This window comes from Achromobacter sp. 413638, assembly GCF_043119405.1.
In the GTDB taxonomy this organism is placed as follows: Bacteria; Pseudomonadota; Gammaproteobacteria; order Burkholderiales; family Burkholderiaceae_B; genus Achromobacter.
The window spans coordinates 22,834-44,104 of sequence record NZ_JBICCO010000028.1 but is presented as its reverse complement, the minus strand read 5'-3'; the positions used below and the strand labels follow the sequence as shown (position 1 = coordinate 44,104).

Here is a 21,271-nt window from a genome sequence, read left to right as displayed (position 1 = left end):
GCGCAGTCCAGCGCATTGGGCAGCATGGATAGACCGAAAGGATTCGCCGCGGTCCAGGCGAAGTCTAGGAGGATATGAAAACAGTAATGATCAGGATTCAGGAAACTAAGGATCGACCGCCTAAATACGCAGTGCCTGTTCAATCACGTGCAGTTGCTGGCCGCTGAGTTCCAATAACGCTTGCATACGTCTGGCATTCGTTTCGAGGTTGCTCAATGTCGCGCTACACGCTTTAATGGCGCTCACGGCCATATCCAACAATCGGGTACGAACCGCGCGCTCCAGCGCGTTGTACAGCACCTCGTGATCCAAAGCCTTCTCGGCGGCTATCTGCTGGGCTTCCTCCTCTTGCTTGCCTGCTACGAAGATATGGTCTACAACGGAAAAAGATTCGCGGTCGATGCATTCAGCGGGCGTAATGCTTGGGGGCGTTGGGACGGAAAGCACGTAGCCGGCGAGCTGCTCATTGACCTGCCGCGCAAACGCGGCTTCAAGTCGCGCGGTCACCTCATCGCATACTTTCTGAATCTCGCCAATGCTGGCGTGGCGTTCCAGCAATGCAGGTACCTCGGGAATGACCTCACGCCAGGCCGACTGCACCATGCGCGCCTGGCGCCGTGCAAGCTCTGCATCCTCTGTCGTCAGCGCCTGCCTCAGGTCTTCCAGGGCCGGCACGGTCTCGGCATTCAGTTCGCCCAGCACATGCTCCTGTAGATGGTGCAGCAGCACCTCAGCCGGCTTGCGCTGTTGGTAGGCAAGCGCGGGCCCGGTGATGTCCAGCAGCGCACCATAGAGCCGCTCAAAGCCTGCGTCGGCCATGGCTGCATCCGTTTCCCCCTGCGCGCGTGCCACATGCACCGACACGGACAGCGGGGCGCTCAGCAGTTGCGGTGCCACTCCCAGGGACAACAGCTTCTCCTTCGCCCGCTCGTACACATCCGCTTCTTGCAATGCACGGTTGGGCCCCGTCTTGTTGCGCAGACACTTGACGATGGCACCATCGACTTCATCCTCCTCGATGAAGTCGCTGCGGGTCACGACGGGCAACAGGGGTTTGCTGCGCCGCAATTCGCGCGCCAACTCGTCGAGTTCCTGCACCTGACCAGGCGATGTCGAACTGGACAACCACAGAACGCCATCGGCGCTGTCCAGAAAGCGCTGCGTCAGCGCCACATTTTTATCGGTGCCGGAGTGCAGGCCGGGGGTATCCAGCAGCACCAGCTTCTCCCCCAGGCACACGCCCTGAAGCCGCGCCGTGGTCTCAACGGCTCCCTCACGAAAGCGCTGCCCGGTCTCCACGATCTTCCCGGCCTCCAGATGGAAGTACTGCACGCTGCGTCCCTGCCGCTGAAATCGCTCGGCCAGGAAATTGCATAGCGAACTCTTGCCGGCGTTGAACTTGCCGAAGACCAGGAGCATGGCCTTTTCGTCGAACGTCTGCGCCAGCGCCTGAGCGGGCCGCAGCCTCTCCCATTGGTCGGCCCAACGGCGCTCGCCCGCCATCACATTCGCGTTGATGGCTTGCACCTGGCGCGCCAGAGCGCTGTCGGGTTGCAGGCCATCCTGCTTCAGTGAACTATCGTGCAAGGCTTGCACCAGCCCGGAAAGCCAATCATGCATCTGTTGCAAAACAGGTTGCAGATTTCGCTCGCCGATGCCGAACGCATCCGCTGCATCCATGAATTGCCGCTCGACGGAACTCATGCTGCCTCCAGCGTGGCCAACGCTTGCAGCGCCTTATCGGCAGCAACACGTTCCGCCTCGCACTGGGCGATCTGAGATGCCAATGCCTGCCGATCGTCCGACAACTCGAAATAGCGGGCGAAATCGCGGCCCAATCTGTCGCGCCCCTCCGGTTCGCAGAAGATTTTTCGCAGATCCTCGCGGTATTTGACCGATACGCCCATCACCGCGACCATGACCGTGTCCAGGCTGGTGACCGAGGTCTGCTGTGCCTGCGGCAGCCCCACCACACCGTGCTTGACCAAGTGGGCATTGATGGCAATGCAGGCGCGTGAATAGGCGATCTGGATGCGCGCACGCTCCTGCTTACCGGCTGTGAGCTTGAATGCGTTCTTGAAGGAGTCAGGCACCAGCGCCTGGTCAGGGCCGCTGACCTCCAACACGGGCTGCAGGTCGATCTGCACCTTGTCGAGCACCTCGATCAATCCTTGCTCGAACGCTTGACGCTGCAGGCGCTGGGTGTCTTGCAGCGATTGCAGGCGCGACTGCGCATCGGACTTCGCCGACTGCAACTCGCCCCGGATTTCACCGAGAAGCAATGCTGTCTCGTGCACCCGTGCCGCTGGCACTTTGGCGATTGCCTCACGCAGCACCACCTGAAGAGCAGGAATCCCGCTTTTCTCGATCAGCAGCTTCTTGCTCCCCTCCAAGCCTTGACGGTGGCGTGTGGAGGAAACCTGGTGCAGCGGCAGTTCTGGTGCCTGCGCGTGGATGGCGGTCACAACCTTGTCCAGATGCGCGTCGTCGGCCATCTGATCCACCTGGGTCAGCACGAACAGCGTGCGTCGGCGCGTGCGCTGCTGGTCCGCGCCGAGGGTGTGCAGCAGCGTGCGTTCCGCCGCGTCGAGTTCGCCTTCCTTGGCCGCATGGACGAACAGGCGAATGTCGGCCTGAAGCCAGGCGGCGTGGTACGCATGACCGTCATCGGCCAATCCGACATCGGCATCCAAGCCTGGCGCATCCAACCAGCGCACGTCCGGCTGGACGTGCTCGGCCAACGCCACAGTCTCGCGCTTGTCCGCCACGGCAAAGGTATCGCTGCCCAGGAGTTCGTTGAGCAAACGGCTTTTGCCGTGGTTGTACTTGCCCATCACCGTTACCGTGGGCTGCGGTTGTTGCTGGACCAGCACGCGCAAACGCGCCAAGTCCTGTGATCGTGCGGGAAGAACTCCCAGCACATCACGCTCGACAAGGTCAAAAGTCTCCGTATCCATCGTTGCTACCTTCGTCATTGTTCTTTCCTTTTCGCTCCCTGTGGCTGAGCAAACAGCCAATACGAGGCCATGCCGAACACCACGCCCCAGAAAGCCGCACCCAGGCCGAACAGCGTCATTCCCGACGCTGTCGCCAAAAACGTGATGACCGATGGCTCCACATAGGCATCCTCGCTCACGAGAATGCGGATGTTGGAGACGATCGCTCCGATCAGCGCCAAGCCAGCCAATGCTGCGATCAGCGCCGACGGGAATGCGGTGAACACCTGCACGATCGTCCCCGCGAAGGCACCGCCGGCGAGGTAGAACACCCCGTTGGCAATGCCCGCGATATACCGTTTGCCGGGGTCCGCGTGCGCGTCCCTGCCAGTGCACAGCGCGGCGGTAATGGCTGCCAGGACGATGGTGATGCCGCCAAAGCACGCCGTCAGCAGCGATGCCAGGCCCGTACCCGCCACCACGGCGCGGGACGGCACGCGATAGCCAGCAAGCTGCAACACGGCCATGCCTGGCAGGTACTGTCCGGTCAGGCTGACCAGCACCAGCGGCACGGTGAAGCTCAGGAACACACCGACATTGAATTGCGGGACAACGAATACCGGCCTTGCCAGCTCCAGTCCGAGCGCCTGCAGATGGGTCGTGCCCATGGCGAATGCGACGGCAAAGCCGGTCAGTGCCACGATGACGATGGCGTAGCGTGGCCACAGCCGCTTGCTGATCAGGTACGCCGCCAGCATGGCGAAGACGACAACAGGCATGTCCACGCTAGCGCGAAAGGCTTGCACGCCGAACTGGAACAGGATGCCTGCCATCATCCCCGCCGCGATGCCCTTGGGGATGAACGCAACGATCTTCTCGAAGTACCCCGTGACGCCAATCGCGATGACGATGGCCGCGGCCGTGAGATAGGCGCCCACCACTTCCGGCATCGAGATTTCGGGAAACAGGCTGAGCAGCAAGGCAGTTCCGGGAGCGGACCACGCCGTGATGACAGGCAGCTTGAGCCACCAGCTCAACAGCAGGCCACTGACGCCCGCTCCGATCGAGATGGCCCAGATCCAGGACGTCAGTTCCGCATTCGAGATGTGACCCGCTTGTGCCGCCTGGATGAAGATGACCAGCGGCCCCGCGTAGGAAATCAGAACCGCCAGAAATCCGGCTACCCAGGCAGTGAGAGAACCATGTTTGAACTCCATGAATGGTTGCCGACCGAGAACAGGCGCTCAGTGAGACGCCAAAGGCCGGGCTCCTCCCTCTGCTGGTTTGAGCTTGAGGCTCAGGACGGCAAGCCCGGCAACGATCAAGGGCACGGCCAAAGCGATGAAAAAGCCCTGCGGACCGCCCCAGGCCAGGAAGCTGCCGCCGATGGCGGAGCCCACGATGGCGCCCGCACGCCCCATGCCGATGGACCACCCGGTGGCCGTCGCACGCAACGCAGTGGGATAGGCGCCCACGATGAGGTAGTTCAGGGCAATCTGCTGCCCACCGACGCCGAAGCCCGCCGCACCCGCCAGCACGAACACCAGCGTCCAGTTCTGGCCGGCAAAGCCCAATCCGAGCGCCACGACGATGCCGACCGCGAACATCGCGGCCAACAGGCGGCGCGTATCGACACGCGGCAACAGCAACGACAGCGGTATCGCGCAGATGATGAACACCGCGTTGACGATCACCGTTCCCAGCGGCGCGTCCTCTGCGGGCAAACCTGCTGCCTTGAGCACGGTGGGAAGCCACGACAGCAGCATGAACCACGCCACCCAGTTCAACAGGTAGACGGCCCAGATGGCAACGGTCTTGCCCGCATTGCCATCGGCGAACAGGGCACGGACGCTCGCGCGCGCGACAGCGGACTCCGGCACCGTGAAGTGCGCTTCGGGTGGCAAAGAGCGGGTCACGATCTTGGACAGCACCTTGGCGATGTAGCGCTGCCCCTGGGCGTCTCCTCGCGTGGCCCGGTAGTACAACGATTCAGGCAGCGCAAATGCGATCAACAGCAGCATCGCGAGCGGCACGGCACCGCCAACGATGAAAATTCCTTCCCATCCGATCAGGGGCAGCATGCGCGCAGCCAGCAAGCCGCCCAGCATCGCACCGGCAGGCAAGCCCAGCAGCACGCCGGTCATGATCGCGCCCCGCAGCCGGGCGGGCCCGTATTCGGCCGCCAGCGCCAGCAATACCGGCGTGCATCCGCCCATGCCCAGGCCTGCGATGAAACGCAGCGCCAGGATTTGCTGGGTGTCGGCGGCCCAAGCCGTCGCCAACGTCGCTACGCCGAAGATCGCCAGGCTCAGCATGATGGTCGGCCTCCGGCCGATGCGGTCCCCGACCATGCCCAGCGTCATCGCCCCGATCGTCATGCCGACGATCCCGGCCGTGAGGATCGGGGCCAGTGAGCCGACTGGCAGACCGAAGGCCGAGAGAATGGCGGGGCCGGTGAACGCGATGGCCTGCGTGTCAAAGCCATCGAACAAGGCGATGGCGAAGCAAAGAATCAATACGCGCCACTGGAATGCACCCAGCCGTTCGTTGTCGATCAATGTTGGAATCGACCATTGAGAATCAGAACTCATCGATGTGTCCATGGCGCGCGGCGCGGGAGTACCTGGCCGCCGCCATGCCTGTGCAAATGAAATAAGCCGATACACCGGCGTTGGGTGCCCGGTCAGGCGTCGGCGATGCGCAGAATGGGCTTGAGCGTGATGCCCTTGGTGCTGTCTTCAGCGGCCTGGTTGATCTGCTCCAGCGGATAGAACTTCACCAGACGGTCGAATGGGAAGCGGCCCTGCTGGTACAGCTTGACCAGTTGCGGGATGAAGACCTGGGGAACGCTGTCGCCCTCGACGATGCCGCGGATGCTGCGACCGCCCAGCAGCAGGCTGTTGATGTCGAAACTGGCCCGGGTGCCCAGTTTGGGCGCGCCGACGATGCCCATGGTTCCCAGCCCGCCCAGCGCATCGATGCCGGCTTCGAGCACTTCCGGCCGCCCGGTGGATTCGAGCGCGAAATCGGCGCCCCCATTGGTGATCTCGCGCACGGCCTCGACCACATCCTCCTCTTTGCTGTTCACCGTGTGGGTGGCGCCCAGTTCCTTTGCCAGTTCCAGCCGTGACGCCACGACGTCGATCGCGATGATGGTGGTCGCACCGGCCACGCGCGCCGCCATGACCGCGCTCAGGCCGACCGCCCCGGCGCCATAGGCGGCGAAGCTGCTGCCCGCGCGCACCTTGAGCGAATTGATCACGGCGCCCGCGCCGGTCTGGATGCCGCAGCCCAAGGGACCAAGCAGTTCCAGTGGCGCATCGGCCGGAACCTGGATCGCATTGTTTTCGCTCGCCAATGCGTACGTGGCGAACGAGGATTGGGCGAAAAATTGATCGTGTAGCGGCTCTCCGTCAAGGGCCTGCAGCGCTGTATGGCCGTGGGCATCGCAGCCGCCGAAGTTGAGCGGGTAGAAGTCCTTGCAATAGGCTTCGTGGCCACTGGCGCACGGGTTGCAATGGCCGCAGGCACCATAGGTCAGCACGACATGGTCGCCGACCTTCAGGTTCTTGACGTTGGGGCCAACCTCCTCGACGACACCCGCGCCCTCGTGGCCCAGCACTGCGGGAAGGGGCACCGGATAGTACTGATCGCGCACGATCAGGTCGGTGTGGCACAGGCCGGTGGCCACCACCCGCACCAGCACCTCGTCTTTCCGCGGAGCACGGATGCGTGCCGGCTCGATGGTGAAAGGCTGCTGCGGGGCACGCACCACGGCCGCCGTGATGCTGCGCAATTCTGTCTTTGCATTCATGGTGTCTTCCTCCTCAAAACGGGTAGGCGGGTGCCTGTCCCTTGACCGTGAGCCACTGCCACTGGGTGAACTCCTCCCAGTTGGCCGCGCCGCCGATGCTGCTGCCGTTGCCCGAGGCGCCGACGCCGCCGAACGGATTGACCACCTCGTCGTTGACGGTCTGGTCGTTGATGTGCAGCAAGCCGGTGCGCAAGGATTCACCCAGCTTGAGCGCGCGTCCGACGTCGCGCGAAAGCACTGCCATCGACAGCCCATACTCGGTGTCGTTGGCCAGCCGGATTGCGTCCTCGTCGCTGTCGAACGGGATCACCACCGCGACGGGGCCGAAAATCTCCTCGTGGAAGGCGGGGTTGTCCGGCGTCACGCCGCTGAGCACCGTCGGTGCGAGGAACAGCCCTTCATGCGTGCCGCCGGTTTCCACCACGGCGCCCGCCTTGGTGGCCGCATCGATGATGCGCAGGGCGTTGTCGCGCTGGACGGCATTGATCAGCGGACCGATGTGCACGTCGCCCTGGACGGGGTCGCCCACCTTAAGGCTGCCGGCCTTGGCGATGAGCTTCTGCACGAAGCTCTCGTAGATGCCGCGCTGCACCAGCACGCGCCCGGCGGACATGCAGATCTGCCCTTGATGTAGATAGACGCCCCAGGCGGTATTGGCGATGGCCAGGTCCAAATCGGCGTCGTCGAGCACGATCAGCGAGTTCTTGCCGCCCAGTTCCAGCGAGACCTTCTTGAGGTGGCGACTGGCTGCCTCGCCGACCTTGCGCCCGGCGGCGGTTGAGCCGGTGAACTGGATCATGGCAATGCTCGGGTCGCTGGTCATCGCCGCACCGGCCGCGCCATCGCCCGGCAGCACCTGCAGCACCCCAGCGGGCAACCCGGCGAGTTCGAACAGGCGCGCGATTACCATACCGCCACACACGGCCGTGCGGGGGTCGGGCTTGAGGACGACGGCATTGCCCAGCGCCAGCGCGGGCGCCACCGCGCGCATGGCCAGGTACAGCGGGAAATTGAACGGTGGAATCACGCCCACCACCCCGAGCGGCCGGCGACGCGCCAGGCTCAACCGCCCCGGCTCGGAGGGCAAAACCTCACCGGCGCTGCGCGAGGGCAGGCCCGAGGCCTCGTGCAGCGCCTTGATCGTCACGGCGACTTCAAAGCCGGCCTTCATCTGAATGGAACCGCTCTCGCGCACCACCCAGCCGGCGATCTCGTCCGCGTGCTCTTCGGCAAGCCGTGCCGCCTTGCGAAGAACCTGAGCTCGTTCATCGTAGGGCAGTGCCGCCCAGGTCCTCTGCGCCTGCGCGGCCTCGGCGGCCTGGCTGGCGATCAGCGCCGGGTCGGCCAGCGCAACGCGGCCCAACTCGGCGCCGGTGGCGGGCTCCAGCACGGAGGCTGTGGTGGCACCTTCGCGCCACCGGCCATCAAAAAGGCGGCCACTCCAGAGTTCGGTAGGCAGGAATGTCTGGGACTGACTCACGGTTATCTCCTTTCAATCGAGCGCTCGGGTGCGCGACCAGTAGGGTTTTGATGATCTCTCGGGATGCAACAGGGATTTAATTCATGTGAATGCCCCGATCCTTGATGAGCTGGACCCGTGGACTATCTCCTGTTGCAGATTCGCTGCGAGTCACTCCACGGTGCAGCCCATGGACTACTCATGATGCAGCAACCATCACCACATCCGGCAACGCTAGGTCCACAGCTAGCAATGCAAGCGTTCGCCGGTTCAGAAACATCCCGCGTCCACTTCACTTGATGGAGGACGGGTGCTTGGCCAGCGGCGTCACCGAAATCTTCATGAACGGGAACAGCGGCAGCTTGCTAAGCGTATCGTGCAGTTCGTCGTTGCTCTGCACATCGAAGACGCTGTAGTTGGCGTACTCGCCCACCACGCGCCACAGGTGGGGCCACTTGCCAGAGCGCTGCAGCTCTTGCGAGTAAGCCTTTTCCTCGGCCTTGATGCGAGCGGCTTCTTCGGCCGGCACGGTGGACGGGATGTCGACGATCATGTGAACCAGATAAAGCATGGGATTTCCTTTCTGTATGAAGTACTCGTGGAATCAGGCCACTGCGGTGCCGGAGATGAAATCCAGCACCGCCAGGTTGAACGCCTGAGGCGCTTCCAGATTCGAGAGGTGGGAGGCCTGCACCACCGCCACGCGCGCACCTGGAATGCTGGCTTGCATGGCCTGGGCGTCGGCCACCGTCGTCACCGGATCGGAGGCGCCTGCCAGCAGCAGCGTGGGCACGGCAATGTGGTCGATATCGGCCCGCAGGTCCGACGTCGCCAACGCCTCGCAGCACGCCGCATAACCTTCGGGATCGATGCCGGCGATCCCCTCCTGCGCGCGCTGCACGGTCGCGGGCTGAGCCTGGATGAAGCCGTCGGTGAACCAGCGGCCCGGTGCGGAATCGGCCAGAGTCCGCATGCCAACTGTGCCGCCGCTGCGCACCATGGAAGCACGCTCGCGCCAGGCCGCTTCGGCGCCGATCTTCGCGGCGCTGTTGCAGACCGCGATGGCGCTCAGGCGCGGGCCGGCATGAATGCCCAGCCACAGTCCGGTATGGCCGCCCATCGATATGCCGCAGAACGCGGCCCGCTCGATGCCCAGCGCATCCAGCACGGCCAGCACGTCCTGGCCCAGCTCATCGAAGCTGTAAGGGCCGGCCGTGACCGGGCTGCCGCCGTGGCCGCGGGTGTCGTATCGGATCAGACGGTAGCCAGCGGAGAACGCCGCGACCTGCGGCTTCCACATCTCCAACGTCGTACCGAGGGAATTGCTCAGAATCAGCGCCGGGGCGGCTTCATCGCCGTCGACGGCTACCCTGAATTCGCCGCGGGGAGTCTTCAACTGAAAGGCTTTATTGCTCACGGTCTTTCCTCAAACACGCTCGATGACCAGGGCAATACCCTGGCCCACGCCGATGCACATGGTGCACAGCGCATAACGGCCGCTGCTGCGGTGCAGTTGGTTGATGGCCGTCGTGACCAGGCGCGCGCCGCTGGCACCCAGCGGATGCCCCAGTGCAATCGCACCGCCGTTGGGATTGACCCGCGGATCGTCGTCGGGCAGGCCTAATTGGCGCAGCACGGCCAGGCCCTGGGACGCAAATGCCTCGTTCAGCTCGATCACGTCCATCTGCTCAAGCCGCAAGCCGGTCTGCTCCAGCACCTTGCGCGTGGCAGGCGCGGGGCCGATGCCCATGACGCGAGGGGGAACCCCTGCGGTCGCCATGCCGACCACACGGGCCTTCGGGGTCAGGTGTTGGTGGACGGCCTGCGATTCGCTGGCCAGCAGCAGGGCACAGGCGCCGTCATTGACGCCACTGGCGTTGCCGGCCGTGACCGAGCCATCGGGCCTGACCACCGGCTTGAGCTTCGCCAGCGCCTCCAGCGTGGTCTCGCGCGGATGCTCGTCCACGGCGACCTGCAGCGCGTCGCCCTTGCGCTGAGGCACGGCGACCGGAACGATTTCGGCAGCGAAGAAGCCTGCCTTCTGCGCCGCGGCGGCCTTGGCCTGGCTGCGCAGGGCGAAGAGATCCTGATCCTCACGGGAAATCGCGAAGTCCACCGCGACGTTTTCCGCGGTCTCCGGCATGGAGTCCACGCCATGCAAGGCCTTCATCACCGGGTTGATGAAGCGCCACCCGATGGTGGTGTCCTGGATCGAGTTGGCGCGGGAAAACGCGGATTCGGCCTTGGGCACGACGAACGGTGCGCGGCTCATGCTTTCAACGCCACCGGCGATCATCAGGCCCGTCTCGCCTGACTTGATGGCCCGAGCCGCGGTGCCAATGGCGTCCAGCCCGGAGCCGCACAGTCGGTTGATGGTGGAGCCGGGCACCTCCAGCGGCAGGCCTGCCAGCAGGGCCGCCATGCGCGCCACGTTGCGGTTGTCTTCGCCCGCCTGGTTGGCGCAGCCGAAGATCACGTCATCCACGGAACCCCAGTCTGCCCCGGGATTGCGCTGCACCAGCGCCCGTAGCACCAAGGCCCCCAGGTCATCGGGGCGAATGGAAGACAGGCTTCCGCCATAGCGGCCGAACGGTGTGCGGATGGCGTCGCAGATGAATACCGGGGACATCACGCAGCCCCCTTCGCGGCCGCGATCGGCAGTCCGACGATGCCTTCCAGTGCCTCCCGGCTGAGCCCGGGCACGGCGTCGATCAGTTGCAGGCCATCCGCCGTGCAGGCAAAGGTCGCGAGGTCCGTATAGACGCGCTTGACGCAGGCCAGCCCGGTGAGCGGGTAGCTGCACTGCCGCACCAGCTTGCTTTCGCCCTTCTTGGTCAGCAGATCCATCATGACCCAGGTCTGCTTGGCACCGATGGCCAGATCCATCGCGCCGCCCACGGCGGGGATGGACCCGGATTCGCCCGTGCTCCAGTTCGCCAGATCGCCCGTGGCGGAAACCTGGAACGCGCCCAGCACGCAGATGTCCAGGTGACCGCCGCGCATCATCGCAAAGCTGTCCGAGTGATGGAAGAATGCGCCACCGGGCAGCAGCGTGACCGGCTGCTTGCCCGCGTTGATGAGGTCGTAGTCCTCGTGACCGGCTTCAGGCGCCGGCCCCATGCCGAGGATGCCGTTCTCGCTGTGCAGCACCACTTCCACGCCTTCGGGCAGATGGTTGGCCACCAGCGTGGGCATGCCGATGCCCAGATTCACATAGGCGCCATCGTGAATGTCCTGCGCGATCCGCTGCGCCAACTCGTCCTTGGTACGTCGTTGATAGTTCGTCGTCATGCCATGGTCCTTTCTGGGTCAGGCCTTGAAGCCACCGGCTTCGGTCTTCACGCGCGGCACCTGCACCACGCGCTGCACGTGGATGCCGGGCGTGATGATGGTCTCGGGGTCCAGTTGACCCAGCTCCGCCAGCTCGAAGACGCTGGCGATGGTGGTTCGTGCGGCAGTGGCCATCACGGGACCGAAGTTCCGCGCGGCCTTGCGGTACGTCAGGTTGCCCCAGCGGTCGCCGCGCTCGGCCTTGATCAAGGCCACGTCACCGTGGATGGGCTGCTCGAAGACATACCAGCGCCCATTGATCTGACGGGTCTCCTTGCCCTTGGCCAGCTCGGTGCCGTAGCCGGTCGGGCAGAAGAAACCGCCGATGCCGGCCCCGGCCGCCCTCAGGCGCTCGGCCAGGTTGCCCTGCGGCACCAGCTCCAGTTCGATCTTGCCGGCGCGGTACAGCTCGTCGAAGACCCATGAATCGGCCTGACGCGGGAAGCTGCAGATGATCTTGCGTACTCGCCCCGTCTTGAGCAGCGCCGCCAGGCCATGGTCTCCATTGCCGGCGTTGTTGTTGACGATGGTCAGGTCTTTGGCGCCTTGCTCGATCAAGCCGTCGATCAGTTCGCCCGGAATGCCGGCAGTGCCAAACCCGCCCACCAAAACCGTGGCGCCGTCCTGCACGTCGTGCAGCGCCTGGGCCACGCTGCGAATACGCTTATCAATCATGGGTTTCCTCTTTCTTCTTTTCCTCACACCGTGCCGGAAGCGGCAGGATGTGGAGCCGGGGCTGTTGCATGGGCACTTGCCGGGTTGCGGCCGTACCAGAGAATGAAAACGCCGATGGCGAGCGCCGCCACCAAGCCTGGCACAGCAAACACCAGGAAGTTCATCTTCAGCGGCAAGGCCGCGGCCATCAGCGAGCCTCCCAGCAGCGGGCCGACGATGGCCCCCGTGCGGCCGACACCGGATGCCCAGCCCAGTCCTGTCGAGCGCATGGACAGCGGATAGAACTGCGCCGTGTTGGCGTACAGCAGAATTTGGGTGCCGATGGTGGTGGCGCCTGCGATGGCGATCAGCAGGTACAGCACGGGCATCGGGCTGTTGAAACCGAGCAGCGCGATGGACACCGTGCCCAGCGCGAAGAAAGCGACCACCACCTTGGGCAGGCTGAAACGGTCACCGAGCCAGCCGCCCAGAATGGCGCCCACCACACCGCCGCAGTTCAGCATCAGCAGGAACGACAGGCTCGACCCCAGGCTGTATCCCGCATTGGCCATCAGCTTGGGCAGCCACGAGCCCAGCGCGTACACCATCAGCAGGCAGCAGAAGAACGACACCCAGATCATGAGGGTGCCGACCGTGCGGCCCTGCTTGAACAGATCGAACATCGGCACGCCGGCGCCCTTGGCGTCGGCCATCACCAGTTGCGCACCGGCAGGCAGCGCAACGCCCGGTGCCACCTTGCCCAGCATTTCGCGCGCCTTGGCGTCCTGCCCCTTGCGCAGCAGGAAGCCTACGGATTCAGGCAGTTTCCACACGATGACGGGTAGCAGCACCAAGGGCACGGCCGCGGCGAAGAACATGGACTGCCAGCCATAGCGCGGCAGCATGTAGATGCCCAGGCCCGCGCACAGCACGCCACCGAGCGAATAGCCGCTGAACATGATGGCGACCAGGGTACTGCGGGCGCGTTTGGGCGCGTATTCATTCATCAGTGCCACGGCATTGGGCATCAGGCCGCCGCAGCCCAGGCCTGCGATGAAGCGATAGATGCCGAACTCGGTCGGCGTGGTCGCAAAGCCGCTCAGGAACGTGGCGACGCTGAACAGCACGAAGCTGAGCGCCACTCCCTTCTTGCGCCCGATCCGGTCGGCCAGCGGGCCGAACACGAAGGCGCCGAACATCATGCCGAACAGCGCGTAGCTGCCCAGTGCGCCGGCCTGCACCGGCGTCAGCCCCCATTCCTTCATCAGCACGGGCAACACCGCGCCATAGATGAACAGGTCATAGCCGTCAAAAATCAGCAGCAGGCCGCATAGGCACATCACCATCCAGTGGAATCGGGTGAACCGCGCGTTGTCGATGATCTGATTGACTTCCAGCGTTGTCATGTCTCTCTCCTTGTTGTTGCCATGAGGGGCGAATGTCTCAGCCGTTTTGCTCTGCCGGATCTCGCAGCACAGCCACCGCCTTGATCTCCACGATGTAGCCGGGCGTCCCGCAGAGCATGTGCGCGCCGATGGCGGTCCATGCGGGCTTGGGGTGGGTGGTGAAGTAGCGATCGCGTACCTGCATGAACAAAGGCTGGTCGCGCAGGTCGGTGTGGTAGCTCGTGAGGTCGACCACGTCGGCCAGCGACGCGCCTGCCGCCTCCAGCACCAGCCGCAGGTTCTCGAATGCCTGCGTGATCTGCGCTTCGCGGCCCTCGACCAGCTTCATGGACGCATCGCGCCCGATCTGGCCGGAGACGTAGATCGTCCGGCCGACCTTCAGCGCCGGCGCATAGCCGATCTTTTCGTACACCGATTCCATTCCGGGAGGAACGATGGCTTGGCGGTCATTCATGAAGTCTCCTTGTCGGCGTGGCTGCGCCTGTATGTGTTCTGTGTGCGTGAGCAGGCGGTCAGCCGTTGTCGCCCCCGGCCACTGGCAGTACCGTGCCCGTGATGTAGGCAGCCTCGTCCGAGGCCATGAACAGGATCGGCCCGACCTGATCGTCCAGGCTGCCGTAGCGCTTGAAGAAGTTCGATTCGGTCACCTGCTGGACCGCCTCGCGCATCCACGTCTGTTCCTGCTGGCTGTCGCCGGCCGCGTTGCGCGGCACGCGCCGTGGCGGCGCGTTGGTGCCGCCTGGCGCGGTGGCCACCACGCGGATGTTGTACGGCGCGTACTCCATCGCCAGAGATTGCGTCAGCGCATTGACGCCACCCTTGGCCGCCGAATACGGCACGCGGCGGATGCCGCGCGTGGCGTTGGACGAGACGTTGACGATGGTTCCGCCACCGCGCGCCAACAGGTGCGGCAGCACGGCGTGGCAGGCGTAGAGGGTGGGCATCAGCGATCGGCGGATCTCGGCGTCGATCTGCTCGGGCTCGAACTCGGCATACGGACGCATGCGGATGGCACCGCCCACGCCATTGATCAGGATGTCGATGCCGCCGAATTTCTCTGCGGCAAAGGCCATGACCGATCGGGCGCCTTCGTAGGTTTCGAGATCGGCAATGAGCCCCGCGGTGTTGCCGCCCGGTGCCTCGGCCGCCACTTCGGTGACGAATTCGGCGCGATCGACGAACAGAACCCGGCCGCCTTCGGCCGCGGCGCGCAGCGCCACGCCGCGGCCGATACCCTGGGCCGCGCCGGTCACGATCACGACCTTGCCTTCAAAGCGTTTTGTCATGATGCGCTCCGTTCAAGCCGCTGGCTGGTTGGGGGTGAACTTCTCGTAGTGGAAGTTCGCGGGTGTGATGCCTTCGGCCTTGAAGTGCTTTTGCACGGCCTCCACCATGGGCGGCGGGCCGCACAGGTACACATCGATGTTGCCGCCATGCAGCGCTTGCGCAGGCATGTGGTTGGTGACGTAGCCCTGGCGTTCGTGCGACGTCGCGGGGTCTGCCACGCAGGTGGTGAACGTGAAGCCGGGAACGCGCTGGGCATACTCCTGCAACCGCTCCACCAGCACCAGATCCTGGTCGCGCGTCACGCCATAGATCATGTGCACGGGCTGCGTCGCGTCTTGGTTGGCCAGCACCTCCAGCATTGCGAGGAAAGGCGCCAGTCCCGTGCCGCCCGCGAGGAACAGCAACGGGCGCGTCACGGCGCGCAGGTAGAAGCTGCCCAGCGGGCCGGTCATCTCCAGCGCGCCGCCGGGCTCACCGGATGCCGCGCCCGCCAGCCAGCCGCTCATCAGGCCGCCGGGCACGTGCTTGATCAGAAACGTCATGCGGCGCGCGCCTGGCGCAGAGCTGAACGAATACGAGCGATGCTGCCCGCTGCCCGGCACGTTGATGTTGACGTACTGCCCCGGCAGGAACGCGGGCGCATCCTCCTGCACGTCAAGCGCGAGTTCGTAGGCTGCGTCGCTGAACGGCGCGATGGCCGCGACTGTTCCGCTGAACTGGGCCGTGCCGGTCTTGCACGCGGTGGACGGCACGGGCACCGCAATCACGCAGTCCGACTTGGGCACCATCTGGCAGGTCAGCACCAGCCCCTCGGCGGCCTCGTCCTCGGTCAGCGCGTCCTCGATGTAGTCATCGCCCAGGTCGTAGGTACCGCTTTCGGCGCGGCATTTGCAGGTGCCGCACACGCCGTCGGAACAGTCCATGGGCAGATTGATGCGGTTGCGGAATGCGGCATCCAGCACTTTTTCATTGGCGCCGCAGTCCACGAAACGGGTGACACCGTCCTCGAAGTTCAGGGCTATTCGATAGCTGCTCATCGTGGTCTCCTTGCCCGTCAGATGTGATAGATGTCGATCACCTGGCGGATGTAGTCGTTCTTGAGAACGATCTTTTTGCGAGCGATCAGAAAGCCCCTCTCCACCTTGCGCAGCGTCACGTAAATCGTGCCGAAGAAGTGATCGGTGAGCTTGTAGCGATGGCTGAGGGTGTGAAAGTTGTAGCGGACGTCCACGGCGTCGTCGCGCTCGTCCAGCACCTCCACATTGGTGAGCATGTGGTTGGTGCGCGGCTCGGGCATGGAGGCGCTGGAGCGCTCGGTCTTGATACGGAAGATCCGGTCTTCCAACCCGTTTCGGTTGGGGTAGTAGATCAGCGAGATCTGGCTTTGCGGGTCCTCGGTCAACTGGTCGTCGTCGTCCCAGGCCGGCATCCAGTACTCGGCATCGGGGGCGTACAGCTCCAGCCAGGGCTCCCACTCACGCTCGTCCAGGTGGCGTGCCTCGCGGTAGAGGAAGGCGCAGATCGCGCCGTAGTCGGCTTGGTTTCCCGTGCTCATGGCTGTGCTCCTTCGCGCTCTTGCTGCACGGCTTTGCGCATCTCTTGCGCCCAGTAGTGGTGCTGGCAGATGAACAAGCCCTCGTCCTCGCTGCGTTCGCCACTGAGCAATGGCTTCATACCCATCTTCCTGGCGTTCTCGTCAGGCCCTTCGATCCACAGCGGTGCACCGCGGCTCAGGTCGTTCCAGCGCACGGCCGACCCGGCATAACCGGCCTGGCAGGCGCGGAACTCCTCCAGGTCGTCGGCCGTGCCCATGCCCGAGACGTTGAAGAAGTCCTCGTACTGGCGGATGCGAATCGTGCGGTCTTCGGCGCTTTCGCCCTTGGGGCCGAAGCAGAAGATGCTGACCTCTGTCTGATTCACGCTCAGGGGGCGCACGACGCGGATCTGCGTGCCGAACTGGTCCATCAGGAACACGTTGGGGTACAGGCACAGGTTTCGCGTCTGGCCGACGATGAAGTCGGCGCGCTGTTGGCCCACACGCTCGGCGAGCTGCTCGCGCTGGTTCCAGATCGGGCGCACCTCGGGGTTGAGCGTGTTAGTCCACAGCAGGATGTGGCCATTCTCGAAACCGTAGACGCCCGCCTTGGCCTTGCTCCAGTTGTTGGCGTCAGTGGCCTTGACGCCGCCTTCGGCGCGGCGGCCCATGGTGGCCGCGTAGTTCCAGTGGACGGTGCTGACGTGGTATCCGTCGCAGCCGTTTTCCATCTGCATCTTCCAGTTGCCGTCGTAGATGTAGCTGGAGTTGCCGCGCAGCACTTCCAGGCCATCGGCTGCCTGGTCCACGATCTGGTCGATGATGACGCGGGTTTCGCCCAGGTAGTCTTCCAGCGGCTGCACGTCGGCATTGAGGCTGCCGAACAGGAAGCCCCGGTAGCTCTCGAAACGCGCCACCTTGGTGAGGTCGTGCGAGCCGTCTTTGTTGAAAGCCACCGGGTATTCGGTGGTCTTCTCGTCCTTGACCTTGAGCAGCTTGCCGCTGTTGCCGAACGTCCAGCCGTGGAACGGGCAGGTGAAGCTGCCTTTGTTGCCGTGCTTGCGACGGCACAGCATGGCGCCCTTATGCGCGCAGGCGTTGATGACGGCGTGGAGCTGGCCCGCCTTGTCGCGGGTGATGATGATGGGCTGGCGGCCGATCGAGGTGGTGTAGTAGTCGTTGACGTTGGGGATCTGGCTCTCGTGCGCCAGGTACACCCAGTTCGCCTCGAAGATGTGCTTCATCTCCAGCTCGAACAGCTCAGGATTGGTGAAGATGTCTCGACGGCACCTGAAAATGCCTTTTTCCTTGTCGTCCTGCAGCGCGTCTTCGAGCAGCTTATCGACGTCTTGATACTTGTCTGCGCATACGGCGGTGTTCATGATGGGTCTCCTTGGTGTGCAGCCATCCCCCGCGATCCACGTCGCGGTTCTGTAGGGGAGAGAGAAATCGACCACCCGACCATGGCGCACGCAGCGCCACGGCGGTCAGGCGGGCCGATCAGGCCGCCAGGCGGGGGCGGTTGACGACTTGGTTGTCAACGCCGTTGACCAGGGCGGTCAGCGAGATGTCGAAGACGATCTCGGCGAAAGGACCATTGAGCCCTTCGGCCTGAATGCTGGCCTGGTCGGTGTGCTCGACCAGCGGGGGCACGAGCCCTTCGCGGGTGGCATAGGCGAAGTCGTCGAAGACCAGCGGGTCGCCGTCGATGTTGATCTGCGTCGTCAGCTTGCGGTGGCCATCGGCAGTAACGAAGAAGTGGATGTGAGCGGGGCGGTTGCCGTGGCGTCCCAGCTCGTTGAGCAGGCCTTGCGTGGGGCCGTCGGGCGGACAGCCATAACCCTTGGGCACGATGCTCTGGAACTTGTAGCGGCCCTGGGCGTCGGTGATGATGGTGCGACGCATGTTGAACGGCTTTTGCTCGCCCGTGGGGTCATAGTGGGAGTAGAAGCCCTTGGTATTGGCGTGCCACACCTCGACCTGCGCGCCGGGCAGCGGCTGGCCATCCGCGCCACGAACCGTGCCGTGCATGATCAGCGTATGGCCTTCCTTGTCGCTGCCATCGTCCAGCCGCGCATAGCCGTGCTCGACAGGAGCGCCGGCCACGTACAGAGGGCCCTCGATGGTGCGCGGCGTGGCGTCCGAGATCCCGAGGGTGGCGTCCTCGGCATCCATGCGCATGTCCAGGTAGCGGTCGAAGCCCAGGCCGGGCGAGAGCAGGCCCGCCTCGCCGCTGGCGCCGAGCCGGTTCAGATAGGCAATGCCCGCCCAGTACTCGTCAGAGGTGACCTCCAGATCTTCGATGGTCTTGTAGAGATCGGACAGGATGCGGTGGACGATCTGCTTGACGCGCGGATTGCCACCGCTCTGGTCCAGGCCACTGGCCAATCGCAGGAAGTCCTGCACCTCGGGAGTATTGAAAATTTGGACGCTCATCGCTGTCTCCTTCTTCGGATCGTGGGTTAAAACGTGGGTCAATTGAAGGTCGCGGCGGGCTGGGCTGCCGCCACAGCGGCGCCCAGCTTCCTGTCGCGGCGGAAGAACTGGACGCGGTCTTCGTCCAGTGCGATGCCCAGGCCCGGCCCCGTTGGCACGGCGAGCTGGAAGTCCCTGTACTGCAGGGGTTGGGCAAGGATTTCTTCGGTCAGCAGCAAGGGGCCGAACAGTTCGGTGCCCCATTGCAGATCGCGGAAGGTGGCGAAGGCATGCGCCGAGGCGATCGTGCCGATCGCACCCTCCAGCATGGTTCCGCCATAGAGTTCGATGCCGGCCGCGTCGGCAATCGCCGCCACCTGCTGAGCTGCCCGCAGGCCGCCGGACTGTTCGGTCTTGACCGCGAATACGTCGGCACCGGCGACGCGCGCCAAGGCGAATGCCGAGGTCGGGCCGGTCAGCGATTCATCGGCCATCACGGCAATCGCAAAGCGGCCTTTCAGGCGCGCCAGCGCGTCGGCAGAGCCCACGGGCTGTTCGACCAGCTCGCATCCCGCGTCGACCAGCCCGGCCAAGCCGCGCTGGGCTTCGAGTTCGCTCCAGGCCATGTTCACGTCCACCCGAACGGCGCCGCGATTGCCCAGCGCTTTCTTGATGGCGGCGACGTGAGCCACATCGGCATCCACGGCACGGCGGCCGATCTTGAGCTTGAAGATGTTGTGGCGGCGTTGCGCCAGCATGCGCTCGGCTTCGTCGATGTCCTTGGCCGTATCGCCCGAAGCCAGCGTCCAGGCCACCGGCAGGCTGTCGCGTACCCGGCCGCCCAGCAGTTGGGACACCGGCAGACCCGTGCGCTGTCCCAGCGCGTCGAACAGCGCTGTCTCCACCGCGCACTTGGCGAAGCGGTTGTCGTGGATGGCCTTGTTGAGCTTGGCCATGATGGCGGGCACGTGGCTGGCATCCGCGCCGATCAGCAGAGGCGCGAAATAGGTATCGACGGCCAGCTTCATGCCCTCGGGCGATTCGGCGCCATAGGCCAGCCCGCCGATCGTCGTCCCTTCGCCCACCCCCACGGTGCCGTCCGAACAGTAGAGACGAACGAGCATCAGGGTCTGGCCGTTCATCGTCGCCATGGACAACTGATGGGGACGGATCGTAGGCAGATCCAGTAAGAAGGTCTCCACCCGCTCGATGAGCGCGGGAGCTGCGCAAACTTGAAAGCGTTGTGTGTTTTCCATGGCCCCGATTGGACGCCAGGCCATGCGTTCCGTCCAACACTAAATTTGTCTAATTCGATACCTAGAAGGTATAATTTCTAATCGAGTTCATATAAATCAATGACTTATAAATCCCTATCCACGCCTATATATGGTTTTCCCTTATGGATGTCCGCCAGCTCAGATACTTCGTCGCCGTAGCCAACACGCGCAACTTCACACGCGCCTCCGAACAGCTCCACATCGCCCAGCCCCCGCTGAGCCGGCAGATTCAACTGCTCGAAGAGGAGCTGGGCGTGCAGCTCCTGCTGCGCAACAGCCGACCGCTGCGCCTGACCGAGGCTGGACGCAGTTTCTACGAACAAGCGCTGCAAATCATCAACCGCCTCGACCAGCTCAAGAACACCACCCGGCAGATCGGCCTCAATCAGCGCCAAACCTTGTCCATCGGATTTGTCGCCTCCACCCTGTACGGCGGTCTGCCCATGCTGGTGCGCAAACTGCGGCAGCACTATCCCGACGTGGACATACAGCTTGTGGAACTGACTTCGATGCAGCAGTTCGCCGCGCTGAAGTCGGGGCGCATCGACGTGGGTTTCGGGCGCATTCGCAGTAACGACTCGTCGGTGGAACGCATCGTCCTGCGCGAAGAGCGGTTGGTCCTGGCGCTTCCGCCGGGGTCGCCACTGACTGAAGGCGACGAGCAATTCACCCTCAAGGCCCTGGAGGGGCAAAAGCTCATCGTGTATCCCAAGGAGCCGCGCCCGAGCTTTGCCGACCACATTCTGAGCCTGCTCAACGACCAGGCCATCCGCCCGTCCGAAGTTCACGAAGTGCGCGAGATCCAGACCGCGCTGGGTCTGGTCGCTGCTGAGTCGGGGATCTGTCTCATTCCCGCCTCGGCACGACTGCGCAACGACCTGCACTACCGCCTGATCGACGACACGCGGGCCACCTCGCCGATCATTCTGACCCACCGGATCAACGACAACGGCTGGTACATCGACGCCGTCAAGCAAGTGGTAGCCGACATGTATGCGGAAAAGCCGGCTTGGCTGGACGTAGAGCACAACATCTTTCCGAAAGCCGATTTGCCGAAACCCACCTCCCACGGACGTTGATCGCCCGCCGCCGAGGGTGCGGGCCTTCGGTCGGCACTGACGGCGAGCTGCCGACCAGGGATACAAGGCGCTTGCCGCAG

Annotated in this window: 20 protein-coding genes; 1 reads left to right on the top strand and 19 read right to left on the bottom strand. The window is 64.2% G+C overall.

The window, feature by feature from the left end; genetic code table 11:
* Positions 1-120: 120 nt before the first annotated feature.
* The 19 genes from ACEU5R_RS13720 to ACEU5R_RS13630 all read right to left on the bottom strand — a co-directional run bounded on the left by ACEU5R_RS13720 (position 121) and on the right by ACEU5R_RS13630 (position 20,091).
* A complete protein-coding gene (locus tag ACEU5R_RS13720; RefSeq protein WP_392410547.1) occupies positions 121-1,704 on the bottom strand; it encodes a dynamin family protein in 1,584 nt (527 codons plus the stop codon).
* A complete protein-coding gene (locus ACEU5R_RS13715; RefSeq protein ID WP_392410546.1) occupies positions 1,701-2,975 on the bottom strand; it encodes a GTPase in 1,275 nt (424 codons plus the stop codon). Before ACEU5R_RS13715 ends, ACEU5R_RS13720 begins: the two co-directional genes overlap by 4 nt.
* Positions 2,972-4,153 carry a benzoate/H(+) symporter BenE family transporter gene (locus ACEU5R_RS13710; protein ID WP_392410545.1) on the bottom strand — a complete coding sequence of 394 codons (1,182 nt, stop codon included), beginning with the start codon at positions 4,151-4,153 and terminating at the stop codon, positions 2,972-2,974. Before ACEU5R_RS13710 ends, ACEU5R_RS13715 begins: the two co-directional genes overlap by 4 nt.
* Positions 4,154-4,180: 27 nt before the next feature.
* A complete protein-coding gene (locus ACEU5R_RS13705) occupies positions 4,181-5,527 on the bottom strand; it encodes an MFS transporter (RefSeq protein ID WP_392410572.1) in 1,347 nt (448 codons plus the stop codon).
* A 92-nt stretch (positions 5,528-5,619) separates the two neighbouring features.
* Positions 5,620-6,750, bottom strand: a complete 1,131-nt coding sequence (locus ACEU5R_RS13700; RefSeq protein WP_392410544.1) for an NAD(P)-dependent alcohol dehydrogenase — start codon at positions 6,748-6,750, stop codon at positions 5,620-5,622.
* A 13-nt stretch (positions 6,751-6,763) separates the two neighbouring features.
* Entirely contained in the window at positions 6,764-8,230 is a 1,467-nt protein-coding gene (locus ACEU5R_RS13695) for a benzaldehyde dehydrogenase (RefSeq protein ID WP_392410543.1), read from the bottom strand.
* A gap of 271 nt (positions 8,231-8,501) precedes the next feature.
* On the bottom strand, positions 8,502-8,780 hold the full coding sequence (catC, locus tag ACEU5R_RS13690; protein ID WP_392410542.1) for a muconolactone Delta-isomerase: 279 nt from the start codon (positions 8,778-8,780) through the stop codon (positions 8,502-8,504).
* A gap of 33 nt (positions 8,781-8,813) precedes the next feature.
* Positions 8,814-9,626: a 3-oxoadipate enol-lactonase gene (gene pcaD, locus ACEU5R_RS13685; RefSeq protein WP_392410541.1), complete on the bottom strand. Its 813-nt coding sequence runs from the start codon at positions 9,624-9,626 to the stop codon at positions 8,814-8,816.
* A 9-nt stretch (positions 9,627-9,635) separates the two neighbouring features.
* Positions 9,636-10,838 carry a 3-oxoadipyl-CoA thiolase gene (gene pcaF / locus ACEU5R_RS13680; RefSeq protein ID WP_392410540.1) on the bottom strand — a complete coding sequence of 401 codons (1,203 nt, stop codon included), beginning with the start codon at positions 10,836-10,838 and terminating at the stop codon, positions 9,636-9,638.
* On the bottom strand, positions 10,838-11,500 hold the full coding sequence (locus tag ACEU5R_RS13675) for a 3-oxoacid CoA-transferase subunit B (protein WP_392410539.1): 663 nt from the start codon (positions 11,498-11,500) through the stop codon (positions 10,838-10,840). The genes pcaF and ACEU5R_RS13675 overlap by 1 nt, the downstream gene beginning before the upstream one ends.
* Before the next feature lie 18 nt (positions 11,501-11,518).
* Complete coding sequence (locus tag ACEU5R_RS13670; RefSeq protein WP_392410538.1) at positions 11,519-12,214, bottom strand: 3-oxoacid CoA-transferase subunit A; 696 nt, start codon at positions 12,212-12,214, stop codon at positions 11,519-11,521.
* 23 nt (positions 12,215-12,237) lie between these two features.
* The gene (locus ACEU5R_RS13665) at positions 12,238-13,599 is read right to left on the bottom strand and encodes an MFS transporter (RefSeq protein ID WP_392410537.1); all 1,362 of its coding nucleotides are present in this window, start codon (positions 13,597-13,599) and stop codon (positions 12,238-12,240) included.
* A gap of 37 nt (positions 13,600-13,636) precedes the next feature.
* A complete protein-coding gene (locus ACEU5R_RS13660; RefSeq protein WP_392410536.1) occupies positions 13,637-14,053 on the bottom strand; it encodes a RidA family protein in 417 nt (138 codons plus the stop codon).
* Between the two features lie 58 nt (positions 14,054-14,111).
* Entirely contained in the window at positions 14,112-14,885 is a 774-nt protein-coding gene (gene benD / locus ACEU5R_RS13655) for a benzoate diol dehydrogenase BenD (protein WP_392410535.1), read from the bottom strand.
* Between the two features lie 12 nt (positions 14,886-14,897).
* Entirely contained in the window at positions 14,898-15,923 is a 1,026-nt protein-coding gene (gene benC, locus ACEU5R_RS13650; protein ID WP_392410534.1) for a benzoate 1,2-dioxygenase electron transfer component BenC, read from the bottom strand.
* 17 nt (positions 15,924-15,940) lie between these two features.
* Positions 15,941-16,441: a benzoate 1,2-dioxygenase small subunit gene (gene benB, locus ACEU5R_RS13645; RefSeq protein WP_392410533.1), complete on the bottom strand. Its 501-nt coding sequence runs from the start codon at positions 16,439-16,441 to the stop codon at positions 15,941-15,943.
* Complete coding sequence (locus ACEU5R_RS13640; protein ID WP_392410532.1) at positions 16,438-17,802, bottom strand: Rieske 2Fe-2S domain-containing protein; 1,365 nt, start codon at positions 17,800-17,802, stop codon at positions 16,438-16,440. Before ACEU5R_RS13640 ends, benB begins: the two co-directional genes overlap by 4 nt.
* A 118-nt stretch (positions 17,803-17,920) precedes the next feature.
* Positions 17,921-18,856, bottom strand: coding sequence for a catechol 1,2-dioxygenase (gene catA, locus ACEU5R_RS13635; protein ID WP_392410531.1), 936 nt, complete (start codon positions 18,854-18,856; stop codon positions 17,921-17,923).
* 38 nt (positions 18,857-18,894) lie between these two features.
* On the bottom strand, positions 18,895-20,091 hold the full coding sequence (locus tag ACEU5R_RS13630) for a muconate/chloromuconate family cycloisomerase (protein ID WP_392410530.1): 1,197 nt from the start codon (positions 20,089-20,091) through the stop codon (positions 18,895-18,897).
* 143 nt (positions 20,092-20,234) lie between these two features.
* Here ACEU5R_RS13630 and ACEU5R_RS13625 point away from each other — a divergent pair, with 143 nt between their 5' ends.
* Positions 20,235-21,191 carry a LysR family transcriptional regulator gene (locus ACEU5R_RS13625; RefSeq protein WP_392410529.1) on the top strand — a complete coding sequence of 319 codons (957 nt, stop codon included), beginning with the start codon at positions 20,235-20,237 and terminating at the stop codon, positions 21,189-21,191.
* Positions 21,192-21,271 lie beyond the last annotated feature (80 nt).

What these genes read in the sequence shown, in the direction of transcription:
- ACEU5R_RS13700 (WP_392410544.1), bottom strand. Translation starts at nt 6,750, where the DNA reads ATGAATGCAAAGACAGAATTGCGCAGCATCACGGCGGCCGTGGTGCGT.
- ACEU5R_RS13720 (WP_392410547.1), bottom strand. Translation starts at nt 1,704, where the DNA reads ATGAGTTCCGTCGAGCGGCAATTCATGGATGCAGCGGATGCGTTCGGC.
- ACEU5R_RS13625 (WP_392410529.1), top strand. Translation starts at nt 20,235, where the DNA reads ATGGATGTCCGCCAGCTCAGATACTTCGTCGCCGTAGCCAACACGCGC.
- ACEU5R_RS13710 (WP_392410545.1), bottom strand. Translation starts at nt 4,153, where the DNA reads ATGGAGTTCAAACATGGTTCTCTCACTGCCTGGGTAGCCGGATTTCTG.
- ACEU5R_RS13715 (WP_392410546.1), bottom strand. Translation starts at nt 2,975, where the DNA reads ATGACGAAGGTAGCAACGATGGATACGGAGACTTTTGACCTTGTCGAG.
- ACEU5R_RS13630 (WP_392410530.1), bottom strand. Translation starts at nt 20,091, where the DNA reads ATGGAAAACACACAACGCTTTCAAGTTTGCGCAGCTCCCGCGCTCATC.
- ACEU5R_RS13675 (WP_392410539.1), bottom strand. Translation starts at nt 11,500, where the DNA reads ATGACGACGAACTATCAACGACGTACCAAGGACGAGTTGGCGCAGCGG.
- ACEU5R_RS13670 (WP_392410538.1), bottom strand. Translation starts at nt 12,214, where the DNA reads ATGATTGATAAGCGTATTCGCAGCGTGGCCCAGGCGCTGCACGACGTG.
- ACEU5R_RS13665 (WP_392410537.1), bottom strand. Translation starts at nt 13,599, where the DNA reads ATGACAACGCTGGAAGTCAATCAGATCATCGACAACGCGCGGTTCACC.
- benB (WP_392410533.1), bottom strand. Translation starts at nt 16,441, where the DNA reads ATGAGCACGGGAAACCAAGCCGACTACGGCGCGATCTGCGCCTTCCTC.
- catC (WP_392410542.1), bottom strand. Translation starts at nt 8,780, where the DNA reads ATGCTTTATCTGGTTCACATGATCGTCGACATCCCGTCCACCGTGCCG.
- ACEU5R_RS13705 (WP_392410572.1), bottom strand. Translation starts at nt 5,527, where the DNA reads ATGAGTTCTGATTCTCAATGGTCGATTCCAACATTGATCGACAACGAA.
- ACEU5R_RS13660 (WP_392410536.1), bottom strand. Translation starts at nt 14,053, where the DNA reads ATGAATGACCGCCAAGCCATCGTTCCTCCCGGAATGGAATCGGTGTAC.
- ACEU5R_RS13640 (WP_392410532.1), bottom strand. Translation starts at nt 17,802, where the DNA reads ATGAACACCGCCGTATGCGCAGACAAGTATCAAGACGTCGATAAGCTG.
- pcaF (WP_392410540.1), bottom strand. Translation starts at nt 10,838, where the DNA reads ATGTCCCCGGTATTCATCTGCGACGCCATCCGCACACCGTTCGGCCGC.
- catA (WP_392410531.1), bottom strand. Translation starts at nt 18,856, where the DNA reads ATGAGCGTCCAAATTTTCAATACTCCCGAGGTGCAGGACTTCCTGCGA.
- benD (WP_392410535.1), bottom strand. Translation starts at nt 14,885, where the DNA reads ATGACAAAACGCTTTGAAGGCAAGGTCGTGATCGTGACCGGCGCGGCC.
- benC (WP_392410534.1), bottom strand. Translation starts at nt 15,923, where the DNA reads ATGAGCAGCTATCGAATAGCCCTGAACTTCGAGGACGGTGTCACCCGT.